Annotated in this window: 22 protein-coding genes; 13 read left to right on the top strand and 9 right to left on the bottom strand. The window is 67.8% G+C overall.

Annotated elements, in window-relative coordinates; translation table 11 throughout:
- Positions 1–30 precede the first annotated feature (30 nt).
- Together IFJ75_RS17190 and timA are read right to left on the bottom strand one after the other, a co-directional pair.
- Positions 31–1,221 (bottom strand): MltA domain-containing protein, encoded by a 1,191-nt coding sequence (locus IFJ75_RS17190; protein ID WP_207869787.1) that lies wholly within the window; start codon positions 1,219–1,221, stop codon positions 31–33.
- Positions 1,221–1,856, bottom strand: coding sequence for a TIM44-related membrane protein TimA (gene timA, locus IFJ75_RS17185; RefSeq protein ID WP_207869785.1), 636 nt, complete (start codon positions 1,854–1,856; stop codon positions 1,221–1,223). Before timA ends, IFJ75_RS17190 begins: the two co-directional genes overlap by 1 nt.
- A gap of 228 nt (positions 1,857–2,084) precedes the next feature.
- Between timA and secB the strand changes: the two genes are divergently transcribed.
- Complete coding sequence (gene secB, locus IFJ75_RS17180) at positions 2,085–2,594, top strand: protein-export chaperone SecB (protein ID WP_207869783.1); 510 nt, start codon at positions 2,085–2,087, stop codon at positions 2,592–2,594.
- A 33-nt stretch (positions 2,595–2,627) separates the two neighbouring features.
- Here secB and dnaQ read toward each other — a convergent pair whose 3' ends face one another.
- The 5 genes from dnaQ to IFJ75_RS17155 are packed head-to-tail and all read right to left on the bottom strand — an operon-like array spanning position 2,628 to position 6,373.
- On the bottom strand, positions 2,628–3,365 hold the full coding sequence (gene dnaQ / locus IFJ75_RS17175; RefSeq protein ID WP_207869781.1) for a DNA polymerase III subunit epsilon: 738 nt from the start codon (positions 3,363–3,365) through the stop codon (positions 2,628–2,630).
- Positions 3,366–3,412: 47 nt separating this feature from the next.
- On the bottom strand, positions 3,413–4,024 hold the full coding sequence (coaE, locus tag IFJ75_RS17170) for a dephospho-CoA kinase (RefSeq protein ID WP_207869779.1): 612 nt from the start codon (positions 4,022–4,024) through the stop codon (positions 3,413–3,415).
- The gene (locus IFJ75_RS17165; protein ID WP_207869777.1) at positions 4,021–4,863 is read right to left on the bottom strand and encodes a shikimate dehydrogenase family protein; all 843 of its coding nucleotides are present in this window, start codon (positions 4,861–4,863) and stop codon (positions 4,021–4,023) included. Before IFJ75_RS17165 ends, coaE begins: the two co-directional genes overlap by 4 nt.
- The gene (locus tag IFJ75_RS17160; protein WP_207869775.1) at positions 4,860–5,492 is read right to left on the bottom strand and encodes a Maf family protein; all 633 of its coding nucleotides are present in this window, start codon (positions 5,490–5,492) and stop codon (positions 4,860–4,862) included. Before IFJ75_RS17160 ends, IFJ75_RS17165 begins: the two co-directional genes overlap by 4 nt.
- Positions 5,492–6,373, bottom strand: a complete 882-nt coding sequence (locus IFJ75_RS17155) for a pyruvate, water dikinase regulatory protein (RefSeq protein ID WP_207869773.1) — start codon at positions 6,371–6,373, stop codon at positions 5,492–5,494. Before IFJ75_RS17155 ends, IFJ75_RS17160 begins: the two co-directional genes overlap by 1 nt.
- Positions 6,374–6,880: 507 nt before the next feature.
- On the opposite strand from IFJ75_RS17155, the gene hemE reads away from it, so the two are divergent.
- From hemE to IFJ75_RS17100, 11 genes are all read left to right on the top strand, one after another.
- On the top strand, positions 6,881–7,942 hold the full coding sequence (gene hemE, locus IFJ75_RS17150) for a uroporphyrinogen decarboxylase (protein WP_207869771.1): 1,062 nt from the start codon (positions 6,881–6,883) through the stop codon (positions 7,940–7,942).
- Positions 7,942–9,012 (top strand): ferrochelatase, encoded by a 1,071-nt coding sequence (gene hemH, locus IFJ75_RS17145; protein ID WP_207869769.1) that lies wholly within the window; start codon positions 7,942–7,944, stop codon positions 9,010–9,012. Before hemE ends, hemH begins: the two co-directional genes overlap by 1 nt.
- The gene (locus IFJ75_RS17140; protein WP_207869767.1) at positions 9,009–9,476 is read left to right on the top strand and encodes a CopD family protein; all 468 of its coding nucleotides are present in this window, start codon (positions 9,009–9,011) and stop codon (positions 9,474–9,476) included. Before hemH ends, IFJ75_RS17140 begins: the two co-directional genes overlap by 4 nt.
- 251 nt (positions 9,477–9,727) lie before the next feature.
- On the top strand, positions 9,728–11,164 hold the full coding sequence (gene rho, locus IFJ75_RS17135; RefSeq protein ID WP_207869765.1) for a transcription termination factor Rho: 1,437 nt from the start codon (positions 9,728–9,730) through the stop codon (positions 11,162–11,164).
- An 88-nt stretch (positions 11,165–11,252) separates the two neighbouring features.
- On the top strand, positions 11,253–11,486 hold the full coding sequence (locus IFJ75_RS17130; protein ID WP_207869763.1) for a DUF6489 family protein: 234 nt from the start codon (positions 11,253–11,255) through the stop codon (positions 11,484–11,486).
- Positions 11,487–11,617: 131 nt separating this feature from the next.
- On the top strand, positions 11,618–12,922 hold the full coding sequence (gene mnmE / locus IFJ75_RS17125) for a tRNA uridine-5-carboxymethylaminomethyl(34) synthesis GTPase MnmE (RefSeq protein ID WP_207869761.1): 1,305 nt from the start codon (positions 11,618–11,620) through the stop codon (positions 12,920–12,922).
- A 58-nt stretch (positions 12,923–12,980) separates the two neighbouring features.
- Positions 12,981–14,867, top strand: a complete 1,887-nt coding sequence (mnmG, locus tag IFJ75_RS17120; protein ID WP_207869759.1) for a tRNA uridine-5-carboxymethylaminomethyl(34) synthesis enzyme MnmG — start codon at positions 12,981–12,983, stop codon at positions 14,865–14,867.
- Between the two features lie 49 nt (positions 14,868–14,916).
- Positions 14,917–15,501: a 16S rRNA (guanine(527)-N(7))-methyltransferase RsmG gene (gene rsmG, locus IFJ75_RS17115; protein WP_404822059.1), complete on the top strand. Its 585-nt coding sequence runs from the start codon at positions 14,917–14,919 to the stop codon at positions 15,499–15,501.
- Entirely contained in the window at positions 15,494–16,327 is an 834-nt protein-coding gene (locus tag IFJ75_RS17110) for a ParA family protein (protein WP_207869755.1), read from the top strand. Before rsmG ends, IFJ75_RS17110 begins: the two co-directional genes overlap by 8 nt.
- A gap of 27 nt (positions 16,328–16,354) precedes the next feature.
- A complete protein-coding gene (locus IFJ75_RS17105; protein ID WP_207869753.1) occupies positions 16,355–17,239 on the top strand; it encodes a ParB/RepB/Spo0J family partition protein in 885 nt (294 codons plus the stop codon).
- A gap of 25 nt (positions 17,240–17,264) precedes the next feature.
- Positions 17,265–17,447 carry a hypothetical protein gene (locus IFJ75_RS17100; protein ID WP_207869751.1) on the top strand — a complete coding sequence of 61 codons (183 nt, stop codon included), beginning with the start codon at positions 17,265–17,267 and terminating at the stop codon, positions 17,445–17,447.
- A gap of 149 nt (positions 17,448–17,596) precedes the next feature.
- On the opposite strand, the gene IFJ75_RS17095 is transcribed toward IFJ75_RS17100, so the two are convergent.
- Positions 17,597–18,850 (bottom strand): UbiH/UbiF/VisC/COQ6 family ubiquinone biosynthesis hydroxylase, encoded by a 1,254-nt coding sequence (locus IFJ75_RS17095; RefSeq protein WP_207869749.1) that lies wholly within the window; start codon positions 18,848–18,850, stop codon positions 17,597–17,599.
- A 148-nt stretch (positions 18,851–18,998) separates the two neighbouring features.
- Between IFJ75_RS17095 and IFJ75_RS17090 the strand changes: the two genes are divergently transcribed.
- Positions 18,999–21,482 (top strand): FtsK/SpoIIIE family DNA translocase, encoded by a 2,484-nt coding sequence (locus IFJ75_RS17090; RefSeq protein ID WP_207869747.1) that lies wholly within the window; start codon positions 18,999–19,001, stop codon positions 21,480–21,482.
- 271 nt (positions 21,483–21,753) lie between these two features.
- Here IFJ75_RS17090 and acnA read toward each other — a convergent pair whose 3' ends face one another.
- On the bottom strand, positions 21,754–24,486 hold the full coding sequence (gene acnA / locus IFJ75_RS17085) for an aconitate hydratase AcnA (RefSeq protein ID WP_207869745.1): 2,733 nt from the start codon (positions 24,484–24,486) through the stop codon (positions 21,754–21,756).
- Positions 24,487–24,591: the final 105 nt, after the last annotated feature.

Genomic DNA, 24,591 nt, shown 5'->3' with positions numbered 1-24,591 from the left:
TCATATCTGCGTGAGGCGCGGGTGATGCGATCACGGTCTCGGTACGAGCCGCCACATCCGCAACGGATGCCGGACCGTCCCGGCCTCGACGCCCGCGGCCTGACCCCGGCCCATGTAGAAGTCGGCGCGCACCGGCCCGCGAATGGCAGACCCCGTGTCCAGCGCCATGACCAGTCCACGATAGGAGGCGTGGGCGCCGTTCAGGTTTCCTGCGTCGGCGTCGATCCAGACGAGGTCGCCATAGGTCCAGCTGGCCGGATCGACCGCGATCGACCGGCGTGCGGGCAGGGGCACGCCGGCCGCCCCCGCCGGATTGCCGCCGTCGTCGGGCTGGAGGTCGAAGAAGATGTAGCGCGGGTTCAGGGCCGTGATCGCCCGCGCCTCACGGCCCCGGTGCGCGGCCAGCCAGGCGCGGATCGCCTCGCCCGAGGTGCCGTTCCTCGGCAGCAGGCCCTGCTGCTCCATCGGCCGGGCGATGCCGACGAAGGGGCGGCCGTTGTCGGCGGCATAGGCGGCGCGGCCGGTTGTTCCGTCCTCGAAGGTCAGATAGCCGGAGCCCTGGATCTGCAGGAAGAACAGGTCCTCGGCCCGCATCCAGGCCAGGACCGGGGCCGAGGGCGACCCCGCGGCCGCCGCGGCCTCGATGGCGGCGCGGTCGGCATAGGGGCCGGTCGAACCGTCCGGGCGGCGCTGGACCACCCCGCCGGAACCCCGCTCCAGATCGAGCGGCCTGGCCAGCACCGGCATGTCGAACTCGGAGGTCTGGCGGTGGCTGGCCGAATATTCGGGCGCGAAATAGCTGGTCAACAGGCCGTCGCGGCCATCAGCGGTGCGGGCCTGAACCACCCGGAATCCGGTCTCGAAGAAGGCGCGCGTCAGGGCCGGGGTCACCGGTCGAGAGGTGCGCTGCAGATCCATCGCCCGGGCGCACTGGCGGGCGCCCGCCGGATCGCGGGCCACGCCGCAGGTCTTGAGGTAGGCGTCGAAGGCGGCGACGAAATCCTCAGTGTCCCAACCGGCCAGATGCGCCGGACTGTCGGCGCCCACGGGCCCGGACGAGGGCGGGACGGGCGCCGGCGCGGTGGGAACGGACGGAGAGACCACCGGCGGCCGGTTCGGCACGACGGGCTGTGTCGAGGCGCAGGCGGCGAGAAGGGCGGCAGCCGCAAGGCCGAGGCCGGTCGCGGCCGACCGCCAGCCCTTCACGCTCACAGACCGCATCAGGCGGTGGCCGGCTCGACCCGGGCCAGAACCCAGTTGGGATCGGCGGCGCCCAGGGTGCGCTCGAACGTCCAGTGTTCGGCCGTGCGGCGTTCCTCGATACGGGGTTCGCCGGGCGCGCCCGGGGTGGCCTCGCCTTCCGGCGGAATGATCTTGCTGCGCAGCTCGGACAGGAAGCGGACCTTGGCGATGGCCTTGTCGCCCTCGGCGGTGGCGCTTTCCAGATCGGCGCGCGGGGCGTGCAGGAACTCGACCTGTTCGGTTTCACCCCGGGTCTCGCGCGCGGCGATGCCGTGCTCGAAGGATTCCATCACGGCCGGGGCCAGCAGGGGCCTCAGCGCGGCCCGGTCGCCCGAGGCATAGCCGCGCACGATGGTCTCATAGGCCTGACGCGAACCGTCGAGGAATTTCTGCGGGTCGAACTGCGGATCGCGGGCGCGCAGCCCCGATATGGCCGCCAGGGTCTGGGCGTCCAGGGCCGGGCGGGCCGGAGCGGTTTCGGCGGCGGGCAGGACGGGGGCGCGCGCATCATCCTGCGGCTGACGGCCGACCCGCTTGCCCAGCACATTATAGAGCTGGAACAGGACGAAGACGGCGATGCCCGCGAAGAGCAAGATCTGGAACTGGACCGGCAAGACTCTATCCTGAATGACGTCGGGCCCGACCAACCCAAATCAGGCCGGATCGGAACGCGCGACGGACGATTAGGGTCTCATATAGGGCGGCGCAAGGCGAGACGCATCCGCCGACATGCCCTGACAGGCGCGCGCCGTTGCCGCACGCCCGTCCGCCGTGGTAGTCGCCGCCCCCTCACCCGGTCGCGTGCGACGCGCCGGTCCACTCCATTCACGGCCCCTTCGCCCATGACCGACGTTTCGACCACCGCCGCCGAGGCTCCGCAAACCCAGGACGGCGCCCCGCCCAACGGCGGCTTCCGCATCCTGGCCCAGTACGTCCGCGACCTGTCGTTCGAGAACCCCAAGGCGCCCGACAGCCTGCGTATCGAGGGCAAGCCGGGCATCGACATGGGCGTCGAGCTGAACGCCCAGGGTCGTCCCGACGGCCTGTTCGAAGTCGACATGAAGCTGTCGGTCAAGGCCTCGACCGACGCCATGACCGTGTTCAACGTCGAACTGCTGTACGGCGGCCTGTTCCAGCTGAACAATGTCGCCCCGGCCGACATCGAGCCCCTGCTGCTGATCGAATGCCCGCGCTACCTGTTCCCGTTCGCGCGCGAGATCATCGCCCGCGCCACGGCCGACGGCGGCTTCTACCCGCCCTTCATGATGGACCCGATCGACTTCGTGGCCATCTATATGGCTCGCCAGCAGCAGATGGCCGCCAACGCCGACGCCGGAACCGGCCAGGCCTGAGTCACTGAAACCAGACGACCGGAAAGGCGTCCGTCAGCCGGCGGACGCCTTTTCCATGTCTGCTTCGACGGTGATCCCATAGCCCTGCCACAGGGAGCGGTCCTTCAGGGTGGCGGTCAGGAAGGCCAGATGGGCCTCATGCTCGGCCGGGGTCGAGCGCGGGGCCAGGGAACGCGGCCGGGCGCCGTGGCCGCCCGCGGCGGCGAAGGCGGCCGCCTGTTCGGCGCCCTTGCGGCTGGTCAGGTCCAGCACTCGCTCCTTGCCGCCGCGCAGCTCCAGATAGACCTCGGCCAGCAGGCGGGCGTCGATCAGGGCGCCGTGGAACGAACGGTCGGCCAGCGAGACCTTGTAGCGTTTGCACAGGGCGTCCAGCGAGTTGGGCATCCCCGGCCAGCGTTTCTGGGCCAGCTGAAGCGTATCGATCCACCGGTCGGCGGGCAGCAGGGGCGAGCCGCAGCGGCCGTACTCATGGTCGATGAAGTTGCGGTCGAACTGGGCGTTGTGGGCGATGACCGGGGCGTCGCCGATGAATTCGATAAGGTCGGCGACGATCTCGGCGAATTTCGGCGCGTCCTTGACCTTCTCATCGGTGATGCCGTGCACCCGGATGGCGTCCTCGGGGATCAGCCGCTCGGGATTGCAGTAGCGGTGGAAGGTCCGGCCCGTCGGCAGAAGGTCCATGATCTCGATACAGCCGACCTCGATCAGCCGGTCGCCCGTGCGCGGGTCGAAGCCGGTGGTTTCAGTATCGAGAACGATTTCGCGGGCCATGGCCTCTTAATGGGGTTGTTCGGCCCCCGGCGAAAGACGGACAAAGGTCAGGACCGGGGAGAAACCCAGTCTGGATCGAGCACTGCCGCCACGATCGCCTTCACCTGATCGCGCGCCGCCTCCAGCCCGCGGTCGGTCTCGACGATGAAGTCGGCCAGTTTGCGCTTTTCGGCGTCGGGGACCTGACGCTCCAGAATGGCCTCGAAGCGTTCGCGGGTCATGCCGGGTCGGGACAGGACCCGTTCGGCCTGAACCTCCGGGCTCGCGGTGACCACGACCACCGCATGGAAGGATTTCTGTCCGCTGCCCTCGAACAGCAGGGGGATGTCCAGCACCGCCAGCTTGACCCCACGCTCCGCCGCCTCGGCCAGCTCGCCCGCCCGGCCGGCGGCGACCAGGGGATGGACGATGGCCTCCAGACGTTTGAAAGCCGCATCGTCGCGGCCCAGAGCCTCGGCCAGCCGGGTCCGGTCGACGGCGCCGTCGATGACCACGCCCGGAAAGGCCTCGCCGACCGGTTCGACCGCCCCCCCGCCAGGCGAATAGAGCCGGTGCACGGCCTCGTCGGCGTTCCAGACCACCGCGCCCTCGTCGGCGAACATCTGCGCCGTCGTCGACTTGCCCATGCCGATGGAGCCGGTCAGGCCCAGCAGGATCACTTTTGCGCCTCGATCGCCGCCAGCAGCAGGGGGCGCAGCGGCAGGGCAGGGGGTTCGACGCCGAAGATGGCCCTGAACGACGGTCCGGCCTGACCGATCAGCATCCCCAGACCGTCGACGGTCCGCAGGCCCCGGGCCCGCGCGGCCAGAAGAAATTCGGTGTCCACGGGGCGATAGGTCATGTCCATCACCGCCGTCTCGGGCGCCAGCCGGGCCAGATCCAGCGCCGGCTTGATGCTGAGCGCATTGATGACCAGAACAGCGCCGTCAAAGGCCTCGTCCTCATCCACAACCGTCACTGACGACCCCAGATCGGCGGCCAGGGCCTCGGCCCGGTCGCGTGACCGATTGAGGATCCGAACCTGCGCCCCCTCGCCGATCAGGGTCCCCGCCGCGGCCCGGGCCGCGCCTCCGGCGCCGAGGATGACCACCGGCCGGTCCTTGACCGTCAGGCCCGGGGCCTGATCGGAGATCGCCCACATCATGCCGAAGCCGTCGGTGCTGTCGCAGGCGACCTGGCCGTCACGGAAGACCAGAACATTGGCCGAGCCCGAACCCTTCGCCGCCCCGCTGGCGCTGTCCGCCAGGGCGAAGGCCTGTTCCTTGAAGGGGGCGGTGACATTGATCCCCATCAACAGGCCCGCGCGGCCGGCCGCGACCAAAGCCGCGAACCCGGCCTCGTCGGCGGGGGCGAATGGCACATAGGCGGCGTCCATGCCGGCGGCGGCGATCCAGGCGTTGTGGATGACCGGGCTCAGCGAATGGCCGATGGGATTGCCGGCGATGCCGCCGACCTTCGCGGCGCCCGAAATGGTCTGCCCAGAAACGGAAGAACTCACGAGGCGATCACTCCCGCGCGGCGCAGTTCGGCGAGGACCGGCCACAGCGGCAGGCCCAGCACGGTGAAATAGTCGCCCTCCACCGCCTCGAACAGCTGGGACCCCAGCCCCTCCAGCCGGTAGGAGCCGACGCAGGCCAGAAGCTCATCGCCCTCGGCGGCCAGATAGGCGTCGAGGAAGGCGTTGGAGAAGTCGCGCATCTTCATCTGGACCGTATCCACGCCCGACCAGACCACCTGACCCTTTGTCGCGATGGCCGCGCCCGAATGCAGCTGGTGCGATTTCCCACGCATGGATTTCAGCCGGGCCTTCGCCTCGTCCAGCGACTTCGCCTTGGAAACCAGCCCACCGTCGAAGGCCAGGGTCTGGTCGGCGCCCAGGACCCAGACGTCCGGATCCCGGCGCGACACGGCCAGGGCCTTGGCGCAGGCCAATTCGATAGCCAGTGCGTCGGCGCTCGCGTCCTTCATGGCGACCTTGATCGCTTCCTCGTCGACGCCCGCGTCCTCCAGACCGAAGGTCACGCCGGCATCCGTCAGCATGGCCCGGCGCGCGGCGCTGCGGGACGCGAGGATCAGGCGCTCGCGCTCAAGTAGCCCGGAGGGCGATAGCGCATCAGGAATGCTCATCACCATGCCGCTCCGATCCGGCGCGTGCGCTTCTCGCTCAACAGGTTGACGATGGCCGCGGCCGTCTCCTCGACCGAGCGGCGGGTCACGTCGATGGTCGGCCAGCCGCGGCGTTCGAAGGCCCGGCGCGCCTTGACCGTCTCCTCGCGCACCAGATCGTGGTCGACATAGGCGGAGGTATGGTCGGCGTTCAGCCCGTCCAGCCGGTTGCGACGAATCTGGACCAGCCGGTCGGGCGAGACGGTCAGGCCGATGACCAGCGGGTTCTTCAGCCCGACCAGACGCTCCCCGTCTTCCTGACCCGGCACCAGGGGCACATTGGCCGCGCGGATGCCGCGGTGGGCCAGATAGATGCAGGTCGGGGTCTTGGAGGTGCGCGAAACCCCGCAGAGGACGACATCGGCGCCCTCCAGCTGCTCGGCCGTGCCCTGACCGTCGTCATGGGCCATGGCATAGTCCAGGGCGCTGATCCGGTTGAAATATTCGTGGTCCAGGGCGTGCTGGGCGCCGACGCGCGTCGACAGCGCCGCGCCCAGATAGCGCGACAGGGCCCCGACCAGCGGGTCCAGCGCCCCGATCTGGGGCATGTCGGCGAGGCGGCAGCCTTCCTCCAGCTGGGCGCGCAGATCGCGGTCGACCAGGGTGTGCAGCACGACCCCCGGCGCCATGGTGATCTCCTCCAGCACCCGCTCCATCTGCTTCTCGGAGCGGACCAGGGCGTAGATGTGCTCGATTGGGATGACCCCCTCGAACCGGGCCGTGACCGCCTTGGCCATGGCGTTCAGGGTTTCGCCGGTCGAGTCCGAGACCAGATGGACGTGGAAATAGGTCGCCAGCCGCACGGGACCGGCCGGCTTTCCGACGGGAGAGTTGGGCGTCATGCGGTGGGACTCATCAACGGATTCCTGTGGAAACCCCGGTTGGCTTTCTGGGCGCCGAAATCCCCGGACGGGGCGCCGATCTCTATAGCCGCGCCCGTCGGCGGGGGCGAGCGGGGACAGCGGGGAGGATTCATCTCTCCGGACCCAGAGATTTCCAACGCCCGTCCGGTCTCCACCGCGCTGCAGTGGATAAGGTTAACAAGACGTAAACGGCGCCCGTCAGTCATGCCCAGGCGCAGCGCGGCTCAAAGCCCCGCGCGTTAAGGGTTCGTTAAGACTTATCCCCGGTTTCGACAGCCCTTTCCGGGGGTCCGGATCCATCCCGGACCGCCCGTGGACGTTCGTTTTCCGTTCACGGCGCCGCCTGAAAACCATCCCCGTCGTCCCCGCCCCCTGCTGCCTTCCTCCAATCTTTTAAATTCTTGATCAGAGAAGGGGGAGGGACTGTGACCCCTTGGACAAACCGCGCTCTTGAGCGAAGGCCGGGCTCCCCGTAGGACCAAGGTCATGACAACGCCTTCGGTCCAGCCTCTCCTCCTTCAGGTCCTTTCGGGTCAGAAGACCAGCCGCCCTCCCGTCTGGTTCATGCGGCAGGCCGGGCGGTATCTGCCGGAATACCGGGCCCTGCGGTCCGAGGCTTCGGACTTCATCGCCTTCTGTCTGAACCCCGAGATGGCGGCCGAGGCGACCTTGCAGCCGATGAAGCGGTTCGGCTTCGATGCGGCCATCGTCTTCGCCGATATCCTGCTGATCCCGCGGGCCCTGGGTCAGGACGTCTGGTTCGAGACCGGCGAAGGACCCCAGCTCGGCGAGATGCCGCCGGTGGGCCGGATGGCTGAACTGGCCGAGGGGGCCGGCGAGCACCTCGCATCCATCGGCCAGACCCTGTCCCTCGTCCGCGAAGGTCTGAAACCGAAAGAAGGGGAGCAGGAGCGCGCCCTGATCGGCTTCGCCGGCGCCCCCTGGACCGTCGCCACCTATATGCTGGACGGTCATCACAACACGATCGGCAAGGGCGAGCGAGCGACGGCGCGCAAATACGCCTATGAAGACCCCGAAACGGTCGACGCCCTGCTGGACGTTCTGGTCGAGGCTACGGCCCGTTATTTCGTCATGCAGGCCAATGCCGGCGCCCAGGTGCTCAAGATCTTCGAGAGCTGGGCCGAAGGGCTGCCCGACGACCTGTTCGAACGGCTGGTCCTCAAACCGCATCAGAAGCTGGTCGCCCGAACGCGGGAGCTGGGGGTGACGGTTCCTCTGATCGGCTTCCCGCGCGGCTCGGCCATCCACGCCGAACGCTATGCGGCCGAGGTCGATGTCCAGGCCGTGGCCCTCGACACCGCCTGTCCCCTCGCGGTCGGCCAACGGGTCCAGAAGATCAAGCCGATCCAGGGCGCGCTCGATCCCCTGCTGCTGCGCGCCGGCGGGAAGGCGCTGGACGCCCGCGTCGATCAGCTGATGGAGGCGTGGAATGACGGTCCGTGGATCTTCAACCTCGGCCACGGCATCCTGCCCGACGTGCCGATTGCCCATGTCGAACAGGTCCTGGAACGGATCGGGGCCCAGTAATGGCTTCCGCATCTTTGGCCGAGGCAGGGCAGGGCGGTCGCCGGATCGCGGTGGTGCTGTTCAATCTGGGCGGGCCGGACGACGCCGCCTCGGTGAAGCCCTTCCTGTTCAACCTGTTCAACGACCCGGCCATCATCGGCCTGCCCGGCTTTCTGCGAACCCGGCTGGCGAAGCTGATCTCCTCGCGGCGGGAAACTTCGGCCCAGGCCAACTATGCGATGATGGACGCGGGCGGCGGTTCGCCCCTGCTGTCCGAGACCCGCCGACAGGCCTCTGCTCTGGAAGCGGTTCTGGCCTCGGCCCTGCCCGGCGACGAGGTCCAGACCTTCATCGCCATGCGCTACTGGCATCCGCTGACGGAAGAGACCGCCGTCGACGTCGCCGCCTTCGGCCCGGACGAGGTGGTGCTGCTGCCCCTCTATCCCCAGTTCTCCACGACCACGACCCAGTCCTCGCTCAAGGCCTGGCGCGAAGCCTATGCCGGATCCGGGCGGTCGCGGGCCATCTGCTGTTATCCGCAAGGCGGCGGCTGGATCGAGACTCAGGCCGAAGAGATCCGGTCGATCCTGGCCGAGACTAGAGACCGTCCGATCCGTATCCTGTTTTCCGCCCACGGCATCCCCGAGAAGCTGGTGGCGAAAGGTGATCCCTATCAGGAGCAGATCGAAACGACCGTCGCCGCCATCGTCGCCCGGCTTGGCGAGGTCGATCACCGCATCTGCTACCAGAGCCGGGTCGGGCCGATGAAATGGCTAGGCCCCTCAACGCCCGAGGCCATCGCGGAGGCCGGCCGCGACGGGGTCGGGGCCGTGGTCGTCCCTGTCGCCTTCGTCTCCGAACACATCGAGACCCTGGTCGAGCTCGACATCGAATATCGCCATCTGGCCGAGCGGACGGGCGTCGCGCCCTATATCCGCACCCCCACGGTCAGCCTGTCTGAACCCTTCATCGCCATGCTGTCCGACGCGGTGGTCGCATCGCTGGGCCGCACCGGCGTCGCCCCCTATGGTCCGGGCTGCCGGGCGAGTTGGAAAGCCTGTCCGTTTCAGCATCAGGAGAGAGCCGCATGAACCAATACGATCTTGCCCGCGGCCTCCACATCCTGGCGGTGATCGCCTGGATGGCCGGTCTGCTTTTCCTCCCGCGCCTGTTCGCCTATGACGCCGAACAGAACGCCAAGCTCGAACCGCTGAAGTCCGAGATGCAGACCCTGCTGCGGACCTGGCAGGGGCGGTTGATGAAGATCATCATCAATCCGGCCTCGATCCTCGTCTTCATCTTCGGCGCCTGGCTGGTCCATCTCGACATCCAGATGCGCGGCGCGGCGTTCCTCGCCCAGCCGTGGATGATCACCAAGCTGGTCGGGGTCGTCCTGCTCTACGGCTGGCACGGCTATCTCTCCGCCGAGCGCAAGCGCATCGCCGCCGGAACCTCGGTCCGCACCTCGAAATTCTGGCGCATGACCAATGAGATCCCCTTCGTTCTGGCCATCATCATGGTGTTGTCGGTGACGACGGAGTGGAGCTTTTCGTAGGGCGCTACCGCTCGGCTCGCGGAGCCTCGCGGCTTGAGCACCGCTTGACCTTGTGGGGCGTTTCGTGGTTTCGCTGCCGGTGAACCGCGAGGCGCGATCCGCCCACGGTCCCCCTCTCTGCGCGACGCCGGCTGGTTCGACCCGCCGGAGCCCGTCGCAACTCCCTTCGGCCGCAAGGCCAGACTTTTTCCAACGCCTCTTCGTCCCGCGCCTTTATGGCGTCCGGGCGCGAGGCCGGGTGCTATCCTGACATGACCGACGTTCGCGACACCGACCCTACCACCCCCGAAGCCGAAGCGCTCGAAGGGCTGAGCTCCGAAAACGGGGCCTCCGAAAACACCGCGGAAGAAATCGCCGCCGCCCAGAGCGCCATCGAGGCCGCCGAGGCGGAAGACGAGGAGGAGGGCGAAGCCGTCGTCCCTTCCGGCCGCATCACCCTGCAGGAACTGAACGACAAGACGCCGGCCGAACTGGTCGCCTTCGCCGAACAGCTCGAGATCGAGAACGCCGGCAACCTGCGCAAACAGGATCTGCTGTTCGCCATCCTCAAGGCCCTGGCCGATGAAGAGGTCGAGATCATCGCCGACGGCGTGCTCGAAATCCTCTCCGACGGCTTCGGCTTCCTGCGCAGCCCGGGCGCCAACTATCTTCCGGGTCCGGACGATATCTATGTCTCGCCCTCGCAGATTCGCCGCTTCGGCCTGCGCAACGGCGACACCGTTCACGGCGCCGTCCGCGGCCCGCGCGAGGGCGAGCGTTACTTCGCCCTGCTCAAGGTCGACACGATCAATTTCGAGGATCCGGAAACGGTCTCGACCAAGGTCCTGTTCGACAACCTGACCCCGCTCTATCCCGACGAGCGGTTGCACATGGAAATCCAGGATCCGACCCTGAAGGACCGTTCGGGCCGGGTCATCGACATCGTCGCCCCGCTCGGCAAGGGCCAGCGCTGCCTGATCGTCGCCCCGCCGCGCGTCGGCAAGACGGTGATGCTGCAGAACATCGCGAAGTCGATCGAGAAGAACCACCCCGAGGTCTTCCTCATCGTCCTGCTGATCGACGAACGTCCGGAAGAAGTCACCGACATGCAGCGCACCGTGAAGGGGGAGGTCGTGGCCTCGACCTTCGACGAGCCGGCCAGCCGCCACGTCGCCGTCGCCGAGATGGTGATCGAAAAGGCCAAGCGCCTGGTTGAACACAAGCGCGATGTCGTCATCCTGCTCGACTCGGTCACCCGTCTGGGCCGCGCCTATAACGCCACCGTTCCTTCGTCGGGCAAGGTCCTGACCGGTGGCGTCGACGCCAACGCCCTGCAACGGCCCAAGCGCTTCTTCGGCGCGGCGCGCAATGTGGAGCAGGGCGGCTCCCTGACCATCATCGCCACGGCCCTGATCGACACGGGCTCGCGCATGGACGAAGTGATCTTCGAAGAGTTCAAGGGCACCGGTAACTCGGAAATCGTCCTGGATCGCAAGGTCGCCGACAAGCGCATCTTCCCGGCCATCGACGTGCTCAAGTCGGGCACCCGCAAGGAAGAGCTGATCACGCCGAAGGAACAGCTGACCAAGACCTATGTCCTGCGTCGCATCCTGAACCCCATGGGTCCGCAGGACGCCATCGAGTTCCTGCTCGACAAGCTGCGTCAGTCCAAGAACAACGGCGACTTCTTCCAGTCGATGAACACCTGATCGACGAGCGCCATTGGGCGAGCGATGGTATGGCCGGGTAATACGTAGTTTCACGTGAAACATCGGGTCCCGGAAATGGAGCAAGGCGATGAAGGTCACCATCAACATCGAGTGCGAACCCGCCGAAGCCCGCGCCTTTCTCGGCCTTCCAGACGTCACCTCGCTCAACGATCATCTGGTCGAAGAGATGAAAAAGCGGATGGACGCCAACGTCTCGGCCATGCAGCCGGAAGAGCTGATGAAGTCCTGGACCAGTTTCGGCCTGACCGCCCAGGACCAGTTCCGCCGCCTGATGGACGCCGCGACGACAACTTCCAAATAATGTCTCCTCCCCACGCAATGGGGAGGGGCCGCGAAGCGGTGGAGGGGCGCCGTCTCTAAGAACCCCCTCCGTCTCGCCGCTCCGCTCCGAGCCACCTCCCATCGCGGAGCGATGGGGAGGAGAGTTCTCCCATGAACCACACCATCTTCGCTCTCGCCACCCCGCCGGGCCGAGGCGCCATCGCCATTCTTCGCCTGTCGGGCCCTGAGACCGACGCCAGCCTGACCGGCCTCGGCGCGGGCGGGCTGAAGCCGCGTCTGGCTTCGCTGCGCACCCTGACCCACGGCGATGCAGTCATCGACCAGGCGCTGGTCCTCCGCTTCCCCGGGCCGAACTCCTATACGGGCGAGGACTGCGCCGAACTGCATCTTCATGGTGGCCGGGGCGTCGTCGAGGCGGCGTCCAGCGCCCTGATCGCGCTTGGCCTCCGCCCAGCCGAGCCGGGCGAGTTCACGCGTCGCGCCTTCGAGAACGGCCGGATGGATCTGGCCCAAGCCGAGGCGGTCGCCGATCTGATCGACGCCGAGACGACGGCCCAAGCGGGGCAGGCATTGGGTCAGCTCGACGGCGCCCTGTCCCAGACCTATGCAGGTTTCCGCCGCGACCTGCTCAAGGCCCTGGCTCTCGTTGAGGCGGAGATCGACTTCCCGGACGAGGATGTGCCCGACAATCTGGCGCGCACCGCCGGGCCGGTGCTCGACGTTCTGGCTGCCGATCTGCGTGCGGCCTTGTCTGACGCGGACCGGGGGAGGCGCGTTCGCGAGGGTTATCGCATCGTCCTGATCGGCGAGACCAATGCCGGCAAGTCGTCACTGTTCAACGCTCTGGTAGAACGGGAAGCGGCGATCGTCACCCCCATCGCCGGCACGACGCGCGATGTCCTCGACGCCGAACTGGTCATCGGCGGCTATGCGGTCACCCTGTCCGACACGGCGGGCCTGCGCGAGAGCGATGATCCGGTCGAGGCCGAGGGGGTCCGCCGAGCCCGGGCTCGCGCCGCCGAGGCCGATCTGCGTCTGTGGGTCCGCGCCCCCGGCGATCCCGACGGCGTCGCGGCGGAATTTGCGAAGTCCGAGGATCTGGTCGTCCTGACCAAAGCCGATCTGGGCGCCGCTTCTGTGGAAGCCGATCAGGTCCTGACCGTCAGCACGGCAAGCGGGGAGGGCCTGTCCGCGCTGCACGACTGGATCGCCGCCCGTCTGGCCCGGGATCTTTCGGGCGCCGACTTCCCGGCGGTTACACGTGAAAGACACCGCCGCCGCCTCACCGAGGCCCTGTCCGCCGTCGAGGCCGGGCGCGCCGCTCTCCATCGAGCCCCCGAGATGGCGGGCGACGATCTGCGTCGCGCCGCCGAAGCCCTGGCCCGGGTCACCGGCGCCATCGGCGTCGAGGACGTTCTCGGCGAGGTGTTTTCGACCTTCTGTATCGGAAAGTGAGGGCGCCGCGTTTCACGTGAAACGCCGCCCTCGGTAGATTTTCGAGCCCATTTCCACTATGTCCCGCGCCATGCCCAATCCCAACAATTTCGACGTCATCGTCATCGGCGGCGGCCACGCCGGCTGTGAGGCCGCGGCGGCCTCGGCGCGCGCCGGCGCCCGCACCCTCCTGCTCACCCAGAAGCTGGAGACGGTGGGAGAGATGTCCTGCAACCCGGCCATCGGCGGTCTGGGCAAGGGCCATCTGGTGCGCGAGATCGACGCGCTGGACGGCGTCATGGGCCGGCTGGGCGATGTCTCCGGCATCCAGTTCCGCCTGCTGAACCGCTCCAAGGGGGCCGCCGTCCAAGGGCCGCGCAGCCAGATCGACCGCCGTCTGTATCGCGAAGCCATGCAGGCCGAGCTGGCCCGAACTCCAAACCTGACCCTGATGGCCGGCACCGCCGAGGGCCTGATCATGGACGGCGACCGCGTCGTCGGCGTCACCACCCTCGGCGGCGAACAGATCCGCGCCGCCGCCGTCGTCCTGACCACGGGCACCTTCCTCAACGGCGTCATCCATCGCGGTGACGAGCGTATTCCGGCGGGACGTCACGGCGAGGACCCCTCGACCGGAATGGCTGCCGACCTCTATGGGGCTGGCCTGCAGATGGGTCGCCTCAAGACCGGCACCCCCGCCCGCCTCGACGGCCGCACCATCGGCTGGGACTGGCTGGAGATGCAGGCCGCCGATGACGAGCCCGTGCCCTTCAGCTTCCTGACCGACCGGATCGAGGTGCCCCAGATCGCCTGCGGCATCACCTCGACCAATGAAGAGACACACCGGATCATCGCCGCCAACCTCGGCGAGAGCGCCGTCTATGGCGGCCATCTGACCGGCCGCGGGCCGCGCTACTGCCCCTCGATCGAGGACAAGGTGGTCCGGTTCGCCGACAAGACCTCGCACCAGGTCTTCCTCGAGCCCGAGGGTCTGGACGACCCGACCGTCTATCCGAACGGGATTTCGACCTCGGTCTCGCCGGAGACCCAGCTGGCCTTCCTGCGCACCATGCCGGGGCTGGAGACGGTCGAGGTCTTCCGCTTCGGCTACGCCATCGAATACGACTACGTCGACCCGCGCGAACTGACCCCGGCGCTGGAGGTCAAGCGGCGGCCCGGCCTCTATCTGGCCGGTCAGATCAACGGCACCACGGGCTACGAGGAGGCGGGGGCGCAAGGCCTCATCGCCGGCCTGAACGCCGCCCGCGCCGCCGCCGGTTCGGATCCCATCATCCTCGGCCGCGACCAGGCCTATATCGGGGTGATGATCGACGACCTGGTGACCCGGGGAGTCACCGAGCCCTATCGGATGTTCACCAGCCGGGCCGAATATCGTCTGACCCTGCGCGCCGACAACGCCGACCAGCGGCTGACCCCGATCGGGATCGCGGCGGGCGTTGTTTCACGTGAAAGAGCGAGCGCCTTCGGGGCCAAGGCCGCCGCCCTGGGCGAGGCCATGACCCTCGCCCGCGAGACCCGATACACCCCGAAGGAGGCGCAAGCCCTCGGCATCGCCGTCAACTCCGACGGTCAGCGACGGTCGATGCGCGATCTGCTGGCCTATCCCGGCGTCGACCTGACCGCCTTCGAGGCCCAGCATCCGGCCATCGCCAGCTGGTCTGCCGCCGTCCGGGAACAGGTCCAGATCGACGCGGGCTATGCCGGCTATCTCGACCGTCAGGCCGCCGACGCAGAGGCCCTGCGCCGTGAGGAACAGCTGAAGCTGCCGCGCAATCTCGACTATGGCGCCATCGGCGGTCTCTCGAACGAGGTGCGCGAGAAGCTGTCTCTCATCCAGCCGCAAACTCTGGGGCAGGCGGGCCGGATCGAAGGCATGACGCCCGGAGCCCTGACCGCGCTGCTGTCCCACGTCCGCAAGGGCGCGCGGACCGAAGCCGCCGCCTGACATGACGCCTTCCGAATTCCAGACCCTGACCGGCGCCGCGCCGGAGCGCATGGCCGACCTCGCCGTCTTCCTCGAGCGGCTGACCGAGGCCAATGAAGTCATGAACCTCGTCGGGCCGGACTCCATCCCCGACTTCTGGAACCGTCACGCCTGGGACTCGGCCCAGTTGCTGAATTTGGCGCCCGAGGCCAGGACTTGGGCCGACCTTGGGGCCGGAGCCGGTTTCCCGGGTGTGGTCCTCGCCATCTTGTTGAAGGGTCGGCCCGGGGCGCATGTTTGGCTGATCGACTCCCTGCAGAAACGCTGCCGGTTCCTGCAGACGATCGTCGACGAACTGGCCCTGCCGGCGACCGTCATCTGGGGGCGCGCCGAGGAGCAGTCGGTCACGGTGGACGTCGTTACCGCCCGCGCCGTTGCCTCGATGGAGAAGCTTCTGGGTTATGCACAGCCCTACCTCTCTCGCGGTGCACAAGCTGTGTTTCTCAAGGGAGAGAAGGCCGAGGCGGAGTTGCGGGAAGCGGCCAAGGTCTGGCATCTGGAGGCTGACCTCTCCGTCTCCCGCAGCGATCCCCGCGGTCGTATCGTCACCGTCAGGACCCTTCGCCGTGGCCCCCAAAAGCGTAAACATGCCTGAGTCCGAAAAGAAGACCCGCGTCCTCGCCGTCTCCAACCAGAAGGGCGGGGTCGGCAAGACGACGACCGCGATCAATCTGGGCACGGCCCTGGCCGCAATCGGCGAAAAGGTTCTGATCGTAGACATGGACCCTCAGGGCAATGCCTCCACGGGGCTGGGTGTTCCACGTGAAACGCGCCGGATCACCATCTATGACGTTGTCGTCGACGGCCGCTCGATCCACGACGCGGCAGTACCGACGGCCGTACCGGGTCTGCATATCATCCCTGCCGACGCCGACATGTCGGGCGTGGAAATCGAGTTGAGCCAGGCGGACCGCCGTTCCTATCGTCTGCGCGATGCGCTGGAGGCGCAGGCCAACGGTCGTACCGGGTATGACCCGGAGCCCTATGACTACGTCCTGATTGATTGTCCGCCTTCGCTGAACCTGTTGACGCTGAACGCCATGGCGGCGGCCGACGGCGTGCTGGTGCCGTTGCAGTGTGAATTCTTCGCTCTGGAGGGGCTGACACAGTTGATGAAAACCATCGACATGGTCCGTCAATCATTGAATCCGGCGCTGGAAATCCAGGGCTTGGTCCTGACCATGTACGATCGCCGCAACGCCCTGTCCGGCCAGGTCGCCGCCGATGTGCGCGGCCATTTCGGCGACAAGGTTTATGACGCGGTCATCCCGCGGAACGTCCGGGTGTCGGAGGCGCCGTCCTTCGGCAAGCCGGTGCTGATCTACGATCTGAAATGCACCGGCAGCCAGGCCTATCTCCGCCTCGCCAAGGAGGTGGTCGGCCGCGAACGCCGCCGCCGCGCCGAACCGGCCGCCGCCTGAAAACAATAGAAAAAACGGAACAAAGACTTGTCTGAACGTCAAAGAGGATTGGGCCGCGGCCTGTCGGCCCTGCTGGGCGAAAACGCCGCGGAAGCCGTGCCTGTTTCGGGCGCGCAAGCGGCCGGCATCCAGACGGCCCCTATCGAAAGCCTCAAGCCCAACCCGGATCAGCCGCGCAAGATCTTCACCCAGGAAGACCTCGACGAACTGACCGCCTCGATCCGCGACAAGGGCATCCTCCAGCCCATCCTCGTCCGCACCCAGTCGGGTCAGGATGGCATGTGGCAGATCATCGCCGGCGAACGGCGCTGGCGCGCCGCCCAGGCCGCCCGCCTGACCGAAGTGCCGATCGTCGTGCGCGAAATGGACGACGTCGAGGTGTTCGAGGTCGCAATCATTGAAAACGTCCAGCGCGCCGATCTGAACCCGCTGGAAGAGGCCGACGCCTACCGGATGCTGATGGAGCGCTTCGGCCGGACCCAGGACACGGTCGCCGGCGTCGTCGGCAAGAGCCGCAGCCATGTCGCCAACACCCTGCGCCTGCTGCAACTGCCGGAAGAAGTCCTCTGGTATGTCCGTCATGGCAAGCTGACCGCCGGTCACGCCCGCGCCCTGATCACCGCCCCCAACCCCGGCGAGCTGGCCGAACAGGTCTTCAAGGAAGGCATGAACGTCCGTCAGGCCGAGGCCCTGGCCCGCCGCGCGGCCGAGGGCCCGAAGCCTGCGTCGTCGAGGCCCGCCGCGACCTCGGGCGAAGGCTCGGCCGACGTTCAGGCGCTGGAGCAGGATCTGGCCGACGCCCTGGGCCTGAAGGTCCAGCTGGCCGACAAGGGCGGCAAGGGCGAAATCACCATCCGCTACGGCTCGCTGGAGCAGCTGGACGACCTCTGCCGCCGCCTGATGCGCGGCTGACCGCAGTCTGTGCTAGGGTATCCGCATGACCGACAAGCCTGAGACCGCCGCCGAAGCCCTGAAACGCGTCCTCGCCGCCAAGAAGGCGAACGCCACCGGGGCTGGCGGCCCGGCCTTCAAGCCCGGCCAGCATCCGGAGAAGGCCGCCGGCGCCAAGAGCGCGGCCATGGCCAAGCCCGCCTTCCGCAAGGCCTCGAAGCGGGGCTAAGCCGCGTCTCCTCGCCACGCAGGGGGAGGGGGACCGCGAAGCGGTGGAGGAGCTCTGCAGTCCCCGCCGTCGGGGGATCAAGAGCCCCTCCGTCTCCTCGCGAAGCGCTCGGAGCCGCCTCCCCATCGCTACGCGACGGGGCAGAGACGCTAGACCGCTTCGCCGCGCAGCAGCCTCGGCAGATCGCCCGTGGCGCCGCCGGCCTCGCGCATGAAGGCGCGGCGCAGGGGGCCGATGCGGTTGACGGCCGCCATGCCGAGATCCCGCGCCAGCCGCACGGGCGGCAGATCGTTGGAAAACAGGCGCACGAAGCCGTCGAAACCGGCCGCGAGGGCCGCATTGTCGAACCGGCGCCAGCGGGCGTAACGGTCCAGCACCATCTCGGAGCCGAAATCCTCGCCCAGCCGCACGGCCTCGATCAGCACCTCGGCCAGGGCGGCGGCGTCCTTCAGCCCCATGTTCAGCCCCTGGCCCGCGACAGGATGCACCCCGTGGGCCGCGTCGCCGAGCAGGGCGGTGCGCGGCGCGGTCAGTTTCTCGGCCAGCTCCAGCGACAGCGGATAGACGAAGCGAGGGTCCTCAGGGACGGCGCCGTCGAGGAACTCTCCGAAGCGGCGCATCAGATGGGCGTTGAAGGCCTCGTCCGACGCCGTCTTCAGCGCCTCGGCGCGGCGGGTGGTTTCGGTCCAGACCAGACTGGCGCGCTGGTCGGTCAGGGGCAGGATGGCGAAGGGGCCGCCGGGCAGGAAATATTCGTGGGCCACCCCGCCGTGGGGCCGGCCCAGACGCACCGTGGCCACCACCCCGCTCTGGCCATAGCCCCAGCCGACCGTGCCGATACCGGCGGCGCGGCGCACGACCGAGGCCCGCCCCTCGGCGCCGACGACCAGCGAGCCCTTCAATACGTCGCCGTCGCTCAGGGTCACGGTCGCGCCGAAGCCGTCGGTCTCCACCGAGGTCACCGAAACGGGCGCCCGCACCTCGATCCCGGCGGCGGTCACCGCCTCGGCGAGGGCCGTGCGGATGCGGCGGTTCTCGACCATATAGCCCAGCGGCTCGTCGCCGTTCTGGTCGCCGATCTCGGCGGCGTCGAAGCGGAGGTAGGCGGGAAGGGGGCGGTGGGCGGCCGCGCCGGGCCTTTGGCCGTCGGTCACCAGAATATGGTCCATCCGGCAGGCGTGGGGTCGTAAGACCTCACCGACGCCGAGTGCGCCGAACATGCGGAAGGTCGCATAGGCCACGGCGGTCGAGCGGCCGTCGAAGGTCGGGGCCAGCTGGGCCGAAAACGGCTGGGGATCGACCAGCACCACCTTCAGCCCCCCTTGCGCCGCCGCCAAGGCGAAGGTCGCCCCGGCCATGCCGGCGCCGGCGATGATGACATCATGGGTGAAAGGCGTGCTCATGCCCCGCTTGTCGCGCTCCGAGCGTCCTGCGTCCAGAGGTCAGAAGGTCCACAGGCGAACCCCTGCAAGCGTGGCTTGGTAAATGCCCCCTTAACCACCCTCGGGCGACAACGGCGAAGAGACCGTTTCGTCCGGAGTTCGCCTGCCCATGTCCGCCGTCCTGATCCTCGGCAATCGCGCCTGGTCCAGCGCCCGCATCCTGTGGGACGCGCCCTTCGTGGTGCGGTTCCGGGGCGTGTTGCAGGCCCTGCTCGCGGCCCTGCTTCTGGTCGCCCTGATCTCGTGGAATCCGGCCGATCCGAGCCTGAACGCCGCATCCTCGACGAGCGCGACCAACTGGCTGGGCGGCAATGGCGCCCTGTTCGCCGATCTGGCCATGCAGTCTGTGGGTCTGGCCGCCTGGCCGATGACGGTGCTGTTGATCGCCTTCGGCCTGGCCACGGCCATCGGCGAGGCGATCCAGCAACGGCTCAAGCCGACGCCGCTGAAGGCCCTGTCGGCCTCGGCGGGGGTGCTTCTGCTGTCCGCCGCGCTTTCGGCCCTGGCCGCGCCCGCCGCCTGGCCTCTGGCGACGGGAATGGGCGGTCTGTGGGGCGACGCCTTCACCGGCCTGACCGCCGCCGGCCTGCATGCGCTCAGGATCCCGGGCGCCCGCGCCATAGTGGGCCTGCTGTTCGCGGGTCTGGGTCTTTGGGCCTGCGCCTATGCCGTGGGCGTGCGCCTGACCGATTTCTCCGAAGCCCTGCATTGGGGCTCCACCCTGCGCCGCCAGCCCGATCCTCAACCCGTCCCCGCGCCGCGCAAGCCGCGCGCCGTTCGGCCCAAGCCGATGACCGAGGCCGCCGCCATCCAGTCCGAGCGCCAGTCCGAACGGATGGCCACGGCCTCTCCGGAAGTCTCGACCCGGGCGTCGATGGCCCCGGAGCCGGCTCCCGACGCCGCTTATTCTCCCGATGAAGCCGACGCCGCCTATGCCGACGACGGCCCGCCGTGGGAAGAGGCCGCGCCGATGGCCCCGACCTCGCTCGCCGCCGCCGTCGAGCCGCGCGTCGCCGCCCCCAAGACGCCCAAGCCCGCGAAAAACAACGCTGACCCGGATCAGGGCGCCTTCGTCTTCGACCGGCCGGAAGGCGACTTCGATCTGCCGCCGCTCGGCATGCTGGCCAAGCCCCAGGCCCGCGTCGGCATGATCGACGAGGATTCCCTCAAGCAGAACGCCAAGATGCTGGAAGGCGTCCTAGCCGAGTTCGGGGTCAAGGGCGTCATCGACCAGATCCGCCCGGGTCCCGTCGTCACCCTGTACGAACTGGTGCCCGCCGCCGGGGTCAAGCACGGCCGGGTCGTCGCCCTGTCGGACGACATCGCCCGCTCCATGTCGGCCCGCGCCTGCCGCATCTCGGTCGTTCAGGGCCGTAACGCCATCGGCATCGAACTACCCAACGCCAAGCGCGAGACCGTCTATCTGCGCGACCTGCTGGCCTCGGGCGAATACGCCAAGCCGTCGCACATCCTGCCTCTGGCGCTGGGCGAAAGCATCGGCGGCGAGCCCTATGTCGCCGATCTGGCGCGCATGCCCCACCTTCTGATCGCGGGCACCACCGGCTCCGGCAAGTCGGTCGGGGTCAACGCCATGATCCTGTCGATCCTCTATCGCCTGTCGCCGGCCGAATGCCGCTTCATCATGATCGACCCCAAGATGCTGGAACTGTCGGTCTATGACGGCATCCCGCACCTGCTGGCGCCCGTCGTCACCGATCCGAAGAAGGCCGTTGTCGCCCTCAAATGGACGGTGCGCGAGATGGAGGACCGCTATCGCCGCATGTCCAAGCTCGGCGTCCGCAACGTCGCCAGCTACAACGAACGCGCGGTCGAGGCCCAGAAGAAGGGCGAGCATTTCGAGCGCACGGTCCAGACCGGCTTCGACGAACAGGGCCGCCCGATCTACGAGAGCGAGAAGATCCGCCCCGAGCCCATGCCCTATCTGGTCGTGGTCATGGACGAGATGGCCGACCTGATGCTGGTCGCCGGCAAGGACGTCGAGGGCGCTGTCCAGCGTCTGGCCCAGATGGCCCGCGCCGCCGGCATCCACCTGATCATGGCGACGCAGCGCCCGTCGGTCGACGTCATCACCGGCACCATCAAGGCGAACTTCCCTACGAGGATTTCCTTCCAGGTCACGTCCAAGATCGACAGCCGCACCATCCTGGGCGAACAGGGCGGCGAGCAGCTGCTGGGGCAGGGCGACATGCTCTATATGGCCGGCGGCGGCCGCATCACCCGTCTGCACGGTCCGTTCGTGACCGACGGCGAGGTCGAGGCGGTCTGCGCCCACCTGCGCGCCCAGGCCGAGCCCGACTATCTGGATCTGATCACCGACGATCCGGACGGCGACGGCGACAACGCCATGGGCGGCGATGAGGGCGGCTCCTCGGGCGACGACCTCTATGACCGCGCCGTCGCCGTGGTCACCCGCGACCGCAAGGCCTCGACCTCCTATGTCCAGCGCCGCCTGCAGATCGGCTACAACCGCGCCGCCTCCCTGATCGAGCGGATGGAGCAGGAAGGCGTGGTCAGCCCCGCCAACCACTCCGGCAAACGCGACGTCCTCGCCGGCCCGCCGCCGATGGGGTGACCGCAACCGCGGTTCAGATCGAATATATCCCCGCCACCCTCGAGCTTGTCCCGAGGGCCCATGGCGGATGCGAACGCGGACCTCAACCGCATTGTCGATGCGGCAGGATCATCGCCGTCTGGATTGCTAAACGCTGGGTCCTCGGGACAAGCCCGAGGATGACGGATTTGGGTTCAGGGTTCAGGCCTCAGACCCACCCGACATCACAGACACGAAAAAAGGCCGGTGGATCGCTCCACCGGCCTTTCTCATTTCAAACCGCTGAGGCCGATTACTCGGCCGCGATGGTTTCGGCTTCGGGGGTGGCGCCGCCGCCCGCGAGGTTGCGCAGGACGTAGGGCATGACGCCGCCGGCGCGGAAGTAGTCCAGCTCGGTCTGGTTATCGATGCGGCAGCGGACCGGGAAGCGGGCCATCTTGCCGTCCGACGGGCGGAACAGCTCGACCCACAGATCCTGACGGGGCTTCAGCTTGCCGATGTTGACGTCCGACAGGCCGCGGACGGTGACGATTTCCTCGCCCGTCAGACCCAGCTTCTGCCAGCCGTCGGCCTTGAACTGCAGCGGCACCACGCCCATCCCGACCAGGTTGGAGCGGTGGATACGCTCGTAGCTTTCGGCGATGACCGCGCGGACGCCCAGCAGCTTCGTACCCTTCGCGGCCCAGTCACGCGACGAGCCGGTGCCGTATTCCTTGCCGGCGAAGACGACCAGCGGACGGCCTTCCGACTGGTAGCGCATGGCCGCGTCATAGATCGACATGGTGTCGCCCGACGGGAAGTGCTTGGTCACGCCGCCTTCGATGTCCGGGGTGATCTTGTTGCGGATGCGGATGTTGGCGAAGGTGCCGCGCATCATGACCTGGTGGTTGCCGCGGCGGGCGCCGTAGCCGTTGAAGTCCAGCGGGTCGACGCCGTGGTTGATCAGGAAGGCGCCGGCGGGCGACGAGGACTTGATCGAACCGGCCGGGGAGATGTGGTCGGTGGTAATCGAGTCGCCGAAGATGGCCAGGACGCGGCCCTCGACGATGTCGGTGACCGGAGCCGGGTCCATCGACAGGCCCTCGAAGTAGGGCGGGTTCTGGACGTAGGTCGACTCGGCGTCCCAGTCATAGGTCTGGCCGCCTTCGATCTTGATCGCCTGCCAGTGCTTGTCGCCCTTGAAGACGTCCTTGTAGCGCTTGGCGAACATGGCCGGGGTGACCGACTTGCGCTGGATGTCGGCGACTTCCTGCGACGTCGGCCAGATGTCCTTCAGGAAGACGTCCTTGCCCTTCTTGTCTTGACCGATCGGGTCCTTGGTGATGTCGATGCGCATGGAGCCGGCGATGGCGTAGGCCACGACCAGCGGCGGCGAGGCCAGGTAGTTGGCCTGGACGTCGGGGTTCACGCGGCCCTCGAAGTTGCGGTTGCCCGACAGGACCGAGGTGGCGACGATGGCGTTGTCGTTGATCGACTTCGAGATCGACGGGGCCAGCGGGCCCGAGTTGCCGATGCAGGTGGTGCAGCCGTAGCCGACCAGGTTGAAGCCCAGCGCGTCCAAATCCTTGGAAAGGCCGGCGTCGTTCAGATAGTCGGTGACGACCTGCGAACCGGGAGCCAGCGAGGTCTTGACCCAGGGCTTGGCCTTGAGGCCCAGCGCATTGGCCTTGCGCGCCACCAGACCGGCGGCGATCAGGACCGACGGGTTGGAGGTGTTGGTGCACGAGGTGATGGCCGCGATGACGACGTCGCCGTCGCCGACGGTGAACTTTTCACCTTCGACGTCATAGCGCGGGGCGTCCGACGGACGGCCGAAGGTGCCGGTCAGGTGGCCTTCGAACTCGGGGGCGGCTGTGGTCAGTTCGACGCGGTCCTGCGGACGCTTCGGACCGGCCAGCGACGGGACGACCGAGGCGAGGTCCAGCTCGAGGGTGTCGGTGAAGATCGGATCTTCCGAGTTCTCGTCGATCCACAGGCCTTGCGCCTTCGCATAGGCTTCGACGAGCGCGACGCGCGCCTTGTCACGACCGGTGGCGGTCAGGAAGTCGATGGTGGCTTGCGAAACGGGGAAGAAGCCGCAGGTGGCGCCATATTCCGGGGCCATGTTGGCGATGGTCGCCTGGTCTTCCAGGGTCAGGCCGGTCAGGGCGTCGCCGAAGAATTCGACGAACTTGCCGACCACGCCCTTCTTACGCAGCATCTGGGTGACGGTCAGGACCAGATCGGTCGCGGTCGCGCCTTCCGGCAGACGGCCGGTAAGTTTGAAGCCGATGACTTCCGGGATCAGCATCGGGATCGGCTGGCCCAGCATGGCGGCTTCAGCCTCAATGCCGCCGACGCCCCAGCCCAGAACGGCCAGGCCGTTGATCATGGTGGTGTGGCTGTCGGTGCCGACGACGGTGTCGGGATAGGCGACGGTCTTCTTGCCCTCTTCCAGCGTCCAGACGGTCTGGGCGAGGTTTTCGAGGTTCACCTGGTGGCAGATGCCGGTGCCGGGCGGAACGACGCGGAAATTGGCGAAGGCGGACGAACCCCAGCGGAGGAAGTTGTAGCGCTCGATGTTGCGCTCATACTCGCGCTCGACGTTCTGGCCGAAGGCTTTCGAGGTGCCGAAATTGTCGACCATGACCGAGTGGTCGATGACCAGATCGACGGGGTTCAGCGGGTTGATCTTGGAGGCGTCGGCGCCCAGTGCGGTCATGGCGTCGCGCATTGCGGCCAGGTCGACGACGGCGGGAACGCCGGTGAAGTCCTGCATCAGGACGCGGGCCGGGCGGAAGGCGATCTCGTGCTCGACCGAGCCCTTGTTCTCGATCCAGGCGGCGACGGCTTTCAGGTCGTCCTCGGTGACCGAGACGCCATCCTCGTTGCGCAGCAGGTTCTCGAGAAGCACCTTCATCGAGCGCGGCAGACGGGAAATCCCGGCCAGACCAGCTTCCTCGGCGGCGGGAAGGCTGTAATAGGCGTATTTCTTGCGCCCGACGGTAAGGTCCTGACGGGTCTTGAGGCTGTCATTCGACGGCATGGAGAGTCTTCCTCTGGTGTACGCCGCCCGACAATCCGGTTGCGCCTCCGCGCGACAGACGCCGGGTCACACAGGTCCCCGACGCGCGCGGCGAAAGCCTGCTGC

Origin of the sequence: Brevundimonas goettingensis (assembly GCF_017487405.1) — a bacterium.
In the GTDB taxonomy this organism is placed as follows: Bacteria; Pseudomonadota; Alphaproteobacteria; order Caulobacterales; family Caulobacteraceae; genus Brevundimonas; species Brevundimonas goettingensis.
This window is presented reverse-complemented; position numbering and strand designations above follow the sequence as displayed.